This is a genomic window from Candidatus Dactylopiibacterium carminicum, from assembly GCF_014736495.1.
In the GTDB taxonomy this organism is placed as follows: Bacteria; Pseudomonadota; Gammaproteobacteria; order Burkholderiales; family Rhodocyclaceae; genus Uliginosibacterium; species Uliginosibacterium carminicum.
Genome location: NZ_MDUX01000049.1, coordinates 21,374 through 28,385 on the forward strand (window position 1 = coordinate 21,374; position 7,012 = coordinate 28,385).

The window sequence follows — 7,012 nt, forward strand, 5'->3', positions numbered from 1 at the left end:
ACGACTCGACGCGCCAGACAAGCGCCGGAGCATATTACGGTTCTGTTACATCATTGTTACATTCGCAATTTCTCTGTAACAAACCGCACCTCATCACTCCGCCGCACGCGTCACAGCCTCGGCGATCATGCGTGCCAGTCGTTCCACCTGCACGCCATCTGCCCCTTCCACCAGCACCCGCAACAGAGGCTCCGTGCCCGAGGGACGCAGCAATACACGCCCGCCCTGCCCCAGCTCGGTTTCGGCATCCGACACGGCGGCTGAGATACCGGCGTCGGATTTCCAGTCGAACCCCGCTTTCATGCGCACATTGATCAGGCGTTGCGGGTAGAACACCAGATCGGCGCAGGCTTCGGCCAGCGTCTGACCACGCTCGCGCAAGGCCGCGAGCACCTGCAATGCCGAGATGATGCCGTCACCCGTGGTGTGGCGGTCCAGACAGAGAATGTGGCCGGAATTCTCGCCGCCCAGCTTGTGCCCATGCTCCAGCAGTTGCTCCAGCACGTAACGATCCCCCACCTTGGCACGATGGAAAGGCACTCCAAGGCGGCCGATGGCGTGCTCGAAGCCGAGATTGCTCATCAAGGTACCGACCACACCGGACAACCGCCCCTCCGCCTGCTGCTTGCGCGCGATGACGTAGATCAGCTTGTCGCCATCGTAGAGCGCGCCCGCACGATCGCACATCAGCACACGATCGCCGTCACCATCCAGCGCGATCCCCAGATCGGCCCCCCGCTTCAGCACGGCCTCCCGCAGGCTGGCCGGTTCCGTGGCGCCGACGCCTTCGTTGATGTTCAGACCATTGGGCCCCACGCCCACACTCACCACCTCGGCGCCCAGCTCATGAAACACCTTGGGCGCGATGTGGTAAGCCGCGCCATTGGCGCAATCCAGCGCGATCTTCAATCCGCGCAGATCCAGTTCGTTGGGAAAGGTGCTCTTGCAGAATTCGATGTAGCGCCCGGCCGCATCCTCGATCCGACGCGCGCGCCCCAAGTGAGCCGACTCGGCGCAGCCCATGGGCTCGTCGAGATGGCGCTCGATCTCCTCCTCCATGGCGTCCGGCAGCTTGGTGCCCATGGCAAAAAAGAACTTGATCCCGTTGTCGTAATACGGATTGTGCGAGGCAGAGATCACCACCCCTGCCTGAAGACGCAGGGCGCGTGTCAGGTACGCCACCGCGGGCGTGGGAATCGGCCCGGCAAGAATCACATGCACGCCTGCAGCGGCAAAGCCGGCTTCCAGCGCGGCTTCCAGCATGTAGCCGGAAATCCGCGTGTCCTTGCCGATGAGCACCGCCGGCTGCTCGCCGGGCTGCAGCTTCTCGCGCGCCACCAGCGTCTTGCCTGCGGCGTAGCCCAGACGCATGACGAAATCCGGCGTGATCGGAAAATTACCCACACGGCCACGAATGCCGTCAGTGCCAAAGTACCTGCGTGCCATTCAAGTCTCCTCGGGATCTCGCGGCAGCACTTTGGCCGCCTGCATGTTCGATTGTTCAGCGTGCCTCTGCGTCATCGATGGCCGCCCACACCGTCAGCGCATCCCGCGTGGCAGCCACATCATGCACACGCAGGATCGCCGCGCCACGCTGTGCTGCAAGTACGGCAGCCGTGATGCTCGCCGGCATGCGTTGGCCGACTTCGCGCCCGGTCAGCGCCCCCAGCATGGATTTGCGTGAAACCCCCACCAATACCGGGTAGGGCTGCGCCACGAAACGCGGTAACGCCCGGAAGAGCGCCAGATTGTGCGCCAGCGTCTTGCCGAAGCCGAAGCCGGGGTCCAGACAGATCCGCTCAGCGGCCACACCCGCTCGCAACACGGCAGCCGCATGCGTCTGCAAAAAAGCATCCACGTCCGCCACCACGTCGCCATAGACCGGGGCTTGCTGCATGGTGCGCGGCTCGCCCTGCATGTGCATCAGGCATACGCCGGCATCCGATGCCGCGACCGCCTCGAGCGCACCCGGCTCGCGCAAGGCGTTGATGTCATTGATGATCGCGGCACCTGCACGGATGGATTCACGCATCACCGCAGGCTTGAGCGTATCCACCGACACCGGCACCCCCAGCCTGGCGAGCGCCTCCACAACCGGAATCACGCGTGCCAGCTCCTCTGCTTCGCTGACGGCAGCCGAACCGGGACGAGTGGATTCCCCGCCCACATCCAGGATGCTCGCACCTTCGCTCAACGCCTGCTCAGCCTGGCGCAGCGCCGCATCCACATTGCCACTCAGGCCGTCGCCCGAAAACGAATCCGGCGTGACATTGATGATGGCCATGATCGCCGGCCGCTCGAAACTCAAGCGGAAACGGCCGCACTGCCAGATGGGCACGTGCTTCATGGCCATCACCCCAGACGGGCCAGCACCCGATCGCGCCCCAACACTTCCAGCACGGCATCGATGGAAGGCGTCTGCGGCACACCCAGCAGCTTCACGCGCAGGGGGATCGCCACCTGCGGCATCTTCAGCCCCTGCTCTGTGCAGGTTTCCTTGATCGCCGCGGAAAGCGCCGTCTTCTCCCAGGCCACGCTTTCGAGCTTGCCACGCAACGCGGCAAGCGCGGCAGATGCTGCGCCACCCAGATGCTGTGCAGCCAACGCCTCATCGATCTGCGGCTGGCTGAAATACGGCGCGACCGCATCGGCCAGCTCCACCAGCGTGCTGACATGCTCGCGATAGAGCAGCAACACGGCTTCGAGATCCGGCCCACCTTCCAGACTGATGCCGCGCGCGGTCAGTCGTCCGGCAATATCGGCGGTCAGCCTGGCCGGCGCTGCCTGCTTGATGTAGTGGGCGTTGAGCCAGTTGAGTTTCTCGGTATTGAACTGAGCGGCCGAAGGTGTGATGTGATCCAGATCGAACCATTCGACGAACTGCTCACGCGAAAAGACCTCGTCATCGCCATGGCTCCAGCCCAGACGCGCCAGATAATTGATGATCGCCTCCGGCAGATAGCCTTTCTCGTCGAAATCCGTCACCGCCACCGAGTTGCGACGCTTGGAAAGCTTCAGCCCGTCGTCGCCCAGGATCATCGACAGGTGCGCATACGCCGGCACCGGAGCATTCAGGGCACGCAGGATGTTGATCTGACGCGGCGTGTTGTTCACGTGGTCATCCCCCCGGATCACATGGGTGATGCCCATGTCCAAATCGTCGACCACCACGCAGAAGTTGTAGGTCGGAGTGCCATCCGGGCGGGCGATGATCAGGTCATCCAGCTCCGCGTTGGCGATCTCGATGTGTCCCTTGACCAGATCGTCCCAGCCTACGGCGCCCTCCACCGGATTGCGGAAACGCACCACGGGCTGAACCCCGGCTGGGATCCCGGGCAGGGTCTTGCCCGGCTCGGGGCGCCAGCGCCCGTCGTAACGCGGCTTCTCGCCACGCGCACGCTGCGCCTCGCGGATGCTCTCCAGTTCCTCGGGGGTGGTGTAGCAAAGATAGGCGCTGCCGGCCGCCAGCATCTGCTGGAGCACCTCCTTGTAGCGATCCATGCGCTGCATCTGATAGAACGGGCCTTCATCATGTTCAAGCCCCAGCCACTGCATGCCGTCGAGGATCGCCTGCACGGCGGCCGGTGTGGAGCGCGCCACATCGGTATCCTCGATGCGCAGCACGAACTGGCCTCCGTGTCGACGTGCGAAAGCCCATGAAAACAGTGCAGTACGCGCACCACCGATATGCAGATAACCGGTGGGGCTGGGAGCAAAGCGGGTGCGGACAGGCGTGGTCATGACACGAAAACCCAAATCAGAACGGGAAGACGCCATTTTAAGCGATCAACCCCTTTGACGCGCGAAAAAAACGTGCCTATAATTCTGGCTCTCTTGATTCAGCGCTGCCTTTTGGTGACGCTGAAATCGGGCGGTTAGCTCAGTTGGTACGAGCGCGTCCTTCACACGGACGAAGTCACTGGTTCGAGCCCAGTACCGCCCACCACGAATTCCAAAAGTAAAAACAACGGCTTAAGTTTCCTTTGCTGTCTCACTTTGTGATCGGTTTAGAAAAATTAAGCCGTTGTTTTGTTTGGGCTTGCTGCTGACCTGTGAGACAGCTTTCGGCGCCTCTCAAACCACAATCTCAACCTCCGCCAAATCCGGCGCCGGGCCCTCGATGAGGCCTGCGCGAACGTAGGCTTTACTGCCTTCGGGCACGTTTGTGCCGCGCGCAAGGATCGTTGCTCCATCGAGCAACGTGAGGGCGCTGACGCCCGTGCCTATGTTGATCTCGGTCACTGTGCCGATGCGTAGCGGATCGCCCGGCAGCACAGCTCTGAATTGAAGCCCAGAGGTTCATTCGTAGTGCCTTTCTAATTCCACGGTTTGCCGAACTGTCAGCGCGCTGTTCCACGTTGCCGACACACGCACCCCGCGCACCAGGCCTCGCCACGGGTCTGCGGCTTCGGTAAATCTGGCGAGCTGACCGACCTGCAATAGCGTCGTGTCGTCACTCAGCGGCAACGTGATGCTGACCTTTCCTTGACGACCGGTATCAGCAAGAATGGCGCCTCCGCGCTGCCGGCCAGCATCCGCATGTGTGATGAGCGCGTGATTCACGGTTGGCGCGATGCGATCACCCGCGGATCCACTGCGCAGCACACGCGCCACGATACCGACGCCCTGCCCGCTCACATAGACCGCGTTGTAATCGGGCCGCTGCACGGGCTCAAGCGTATCGCCGATGATGATGCTGGGGGGAATCTCGATATCTGGCGGCGTGTCTGCCCACTCCCACGGCAAGACAGGGTAGCGCGGCAGAATGTGCAGTATCTTGCTGACTGGATCGGCTTGCACGATCGCAGCGACGGCGCTTGCTACATCGAGCACACCGGCAATCGGCGTGCCGTAGTGGCTCCAGGCGTTTCCGGGCACAACCCAATCAGTGAGACCCCAGTTGAGCGACCATCCGAGCGGCACGCCGTTGATGGCAAGGCAATCAGCCATGAGCTGCTGCGCTGTCCGTTCCGCGCCGCTCACAACGTTGACCAGATCTGCATAATCCGCATCCAGCCAAGCCGCCAAACCACGCCCCTTGATCTGTACGCTTGTCTGACCAAAAGTGCGCGAACGGCTTGGCGCCCCTTCAGCAAGCAGGCGCCAGGACTGCCCGTTGATCACGGCCTCCAATTCCAATGGCTCACCGTTTTCGGCGGCAAGAGCTGGCCATTCATCAAACGCGATAGACGCACTGAAATCTGCTACCCAGCCGTCGGCATCAATTCCGATATCCAAGGCTAGCGGCTGGATTGCTACATCAGTATCGACGCGGCGCAACGAGACAGAGTTGATCACGATGTATGTCCTTTGCGTTGGGATGACGATCCCGGGCTCGTCGGGATCGATGGGGCATGGCGGCTGGATCTCGTAGCCGGGGCCGAGCACGACTCGGCAGCGAAGCGGGCGCGGGGTGTAGGGGCTTTGCAGCACGACACCGATACCGAGCGCTGGCGGTTCGTACCAGGGCCACCAGCGGCCGGGCTGCGGCAGCTCACCGTGTTGCCAGAGCAGGACCAGGCGGGTAGTAGCGGGCTTGCCCTGATGGTTTCGAGCCGAGCTGCCTTTGCTGGCCGATCTAGCCTGCTGATGCGGTAGGCCGAGGTGCAGGCCAGGGCTGAGCGTGTTGGTTTGCCTGGCGGCAGCGCCGTTGCAGAGCGGCAAGCCGTGAGCGTGCTGCGCGCGCGTGGGCCGGTGCAGCGGCAGTGTGTTGGCTTGCACCGCGCGGCTGCCGGCGGCGAGCGGGATGCCGTGGGTGTGGCGTTGGCGTGCGGCGCGGCGCAGTTGTTGGGCGTGGGTGTGGGTGGTGCGCGTGGCGCTCCCTACGGGCAGGCCGTGGGCGTGCAGCGTGTGGCCGGCGGCAGCCGTGGCGATCATGTGTTGCTGCGCAGTGGCCGCGCCGGATGCGGACGGTCGGGCGTGTTGATGGCGGGCAGTGGTGCCGACGCCATCCGCGTCGGGCAATGCGTTGTCTCGCTCACCCGCTGCTGTGCATGAGAGCGCAAGCAAGGCCACGACTGGCAGCGTGGCCACCGCTGCTGCGGCGATGCCGAGCTGTGCTACTGCTGCGCACGTGAGTGTCGGCAGCTCGGGCGGCGGCAGTTCGACCACCAGCGCGCCAATGTAGGTGATCCGGAACTCGCCGGCGGCATCGCACGTGAGCGCCGGTAACGGGATCGGCAGATCGACAGCCAGCCCAGCAGCAATGCCGATCTGCGCGGCGACTGTGCAGCTGAGGGTGAGCTCTAGTGCGGGCAGCGTTGCCGCAAGCGTGCCGGTGATCAGCGCCGGCGTACTGCCGCCGTCCTCGAGCACAACCGGCGTGCTGATAGCAGGGATGACATAGCCACCCTGCAGCACTACCGGCGTTTCAATGATCGGCGGGATGTAGGCCATGGGTCAGGCCGTGATCGTGTAGGGGCCGTGGATCACGGGCCGGCCATTCGCCGCGAAATACATGATGCCGTATTGCCCAGGCGGGACCTCAATGCTCCAGTCGCCGGCGGCATCGGGCTCTACTGTCGCGTACACGCGTTTGTCGCCCCAGACGATGACAGCGACAAGATCGGCAGCCACGGCTGCGGTTGTAGTTACGTTGCCAGGGCCGAGCGTTTGAGCGGTGCCGATGGGCCAGAGCGTGTTTTCAAGCTCAAGGTCCGCATCAAGCGAAAGCACGGGCTGCTCGATCAGCGAGCGATCAGCGCCGGAGCGCGGGTCTGTGATCTCAAGCACGTAGCGCCCCGCAGTGAGCGCCGCCAGGGCGTATTCGCCGGAAGAATCAGTTGTGGTGCTGCTGATGATTGTTTTACTGCCATGCTGGGCGCGCAGATGTGCTGTCGCGCCAGACACTGCAGCACCATCAGCGGCAGAACGTAAAACACCGCGCACAAGAGGCAAAATTGCAACTGCCGAGCAATCAATCGATGACACTATTCCCCCGGCCAATAAATCGACGTATGAATCGCCCCGGGTTTCCTAGACAGCCCCGAGCTTCATGAAATACTGTTTTTCA

6 protein-coding genes and 1 tRNA gene are annotated in these 7,012 nt (G+C 63.1%); 1 reads left to right on the top strand and 6 read right to left on the bottom strand.

Going from position 1 to position 7,012, the window contains the following annotated elements:
• Window positions 1-93: 93 nt before the first annotated feature.
• The 3 genes from glmM to gltX are packed head-to-tail and all read right to left on the bottom strand — an operon-like array spanning window position 94 to window position 3,741.
• Window positions 94-1,446, bottom strand: coding sequence for a phosphoglucosamine mutase (gene glmM, locus BGI27_RS13415; RefSeq protein WP_095525367.1), 1,353 nt, complete (start codon window positions 1,444-1,446; stop codon window positions 94-96).
• 55 nt (window positions 1,447-1,501) lie between these two features.
• On the bottom strand, window positions 1,502-2,338 hold the full coding sequence (gene folP, locus BGI27_RS13420; protein ID WP_095525374.1) for a dihydropteroate synthase: 837 nt from the start codon (window positions 2,336-2,338) through the stop codon (window positions 1,502-1,504).
• Window positions 2,339-2,352: 14 nt separating this feature from the next.
• Window positions 2,353-3,741, bottom strand: a complete 1,389-nt coding sequence (gene gltX / locus BGI27_RS13425) for a glutamate--tRNA ligase (RefSeq protein ID WP_095525368.1) — start codon at window positions 3,739-3,741, stop codon at window positions 2,353-2,355.
• A 128-nt stretch (window positions 3,742-3,869) separates the two neighbouring features.
• Here gltX and BGI27_RS13430 point away from each other — a divergent pair.
• A tRNA-Val gene (locus BGI27_RS13430) sits at window positions 3,870-3,946 on the top strand.
• 128 nt (window positions 3,947-4,074) lie between these two features.
• Here the strand turns inward: BGI27_RS13430 and BGI27_RS13435 are convergent.
• Genes BGI27_RS13435 through BGI27_RS13445 form a run of 3 tightly spaced genes read right to left on the bottom strand, consistent with a single transcriptional unit; the run spans window position 4,075 to window position 6,930 of the window.
• Window positions 4,075-4,242 (bottom strand): hypothetical protein, encoded by a 168-nt coding sequence (locus BGI27_RS13435; protein WP_170943041.1) that lies wholly within the window; start codon window positions 4,240-4,242, stop codon window positions 4,075-4,077.
• Window positions 4,243-4,299: 57 nt separating this feature from the next.
• Window positions 4,300-6,396: a hypothetical protein gene (locus BGI27_RS13440; RefSeq protein WP_095525370.1), complete on the bottom strand. Its 2,097-nt coding sequence runs from the start codon at window positions 6,394-6,396 to the stop codon at window positions 4,300-4,302.
• Between the two features lie 3 nt (window positions 6,397-6,399).
• Window positions 6,400-6,930 (bottom strand): carboxypeptidase-like regulatory domain-containing protein, encoded by a 531-nt coding sequence (locus BGI27_RS13445; RefSeq protein ID WP_170943040.1) that lies wholly within the window; start codon window positions 6,928-6,930, stop codon window positions 6,400-6,402.
• Window positions 6,931-7,012 lie beyond the last annotated feature (82 nt).

Bases quoted from the DNA above. Each gene is read 5' to 3' on its own strand.
- glmM (WP_095525367.1), bottom strand. From the start codon at position 1,446: ATGGCACGCAGGTACTTTGGCACTGACGGCATTCGTGGCCGTGTGGGT.
- gltX (WP_095525368.1), bottom strand. From the start codon at position 3,741: ATGACCACGCCTGTCCGCACCCGCTTTGCTCCCAGCCCCACCGGTTAT.
- BGI27_RS13440 (WP_095525370.1), bottom strand. From the start codon at position 6,396: ATGGCCTACATCCCGCCGATCATTGAAACGCCGGTAGTGCTGCAGGGT.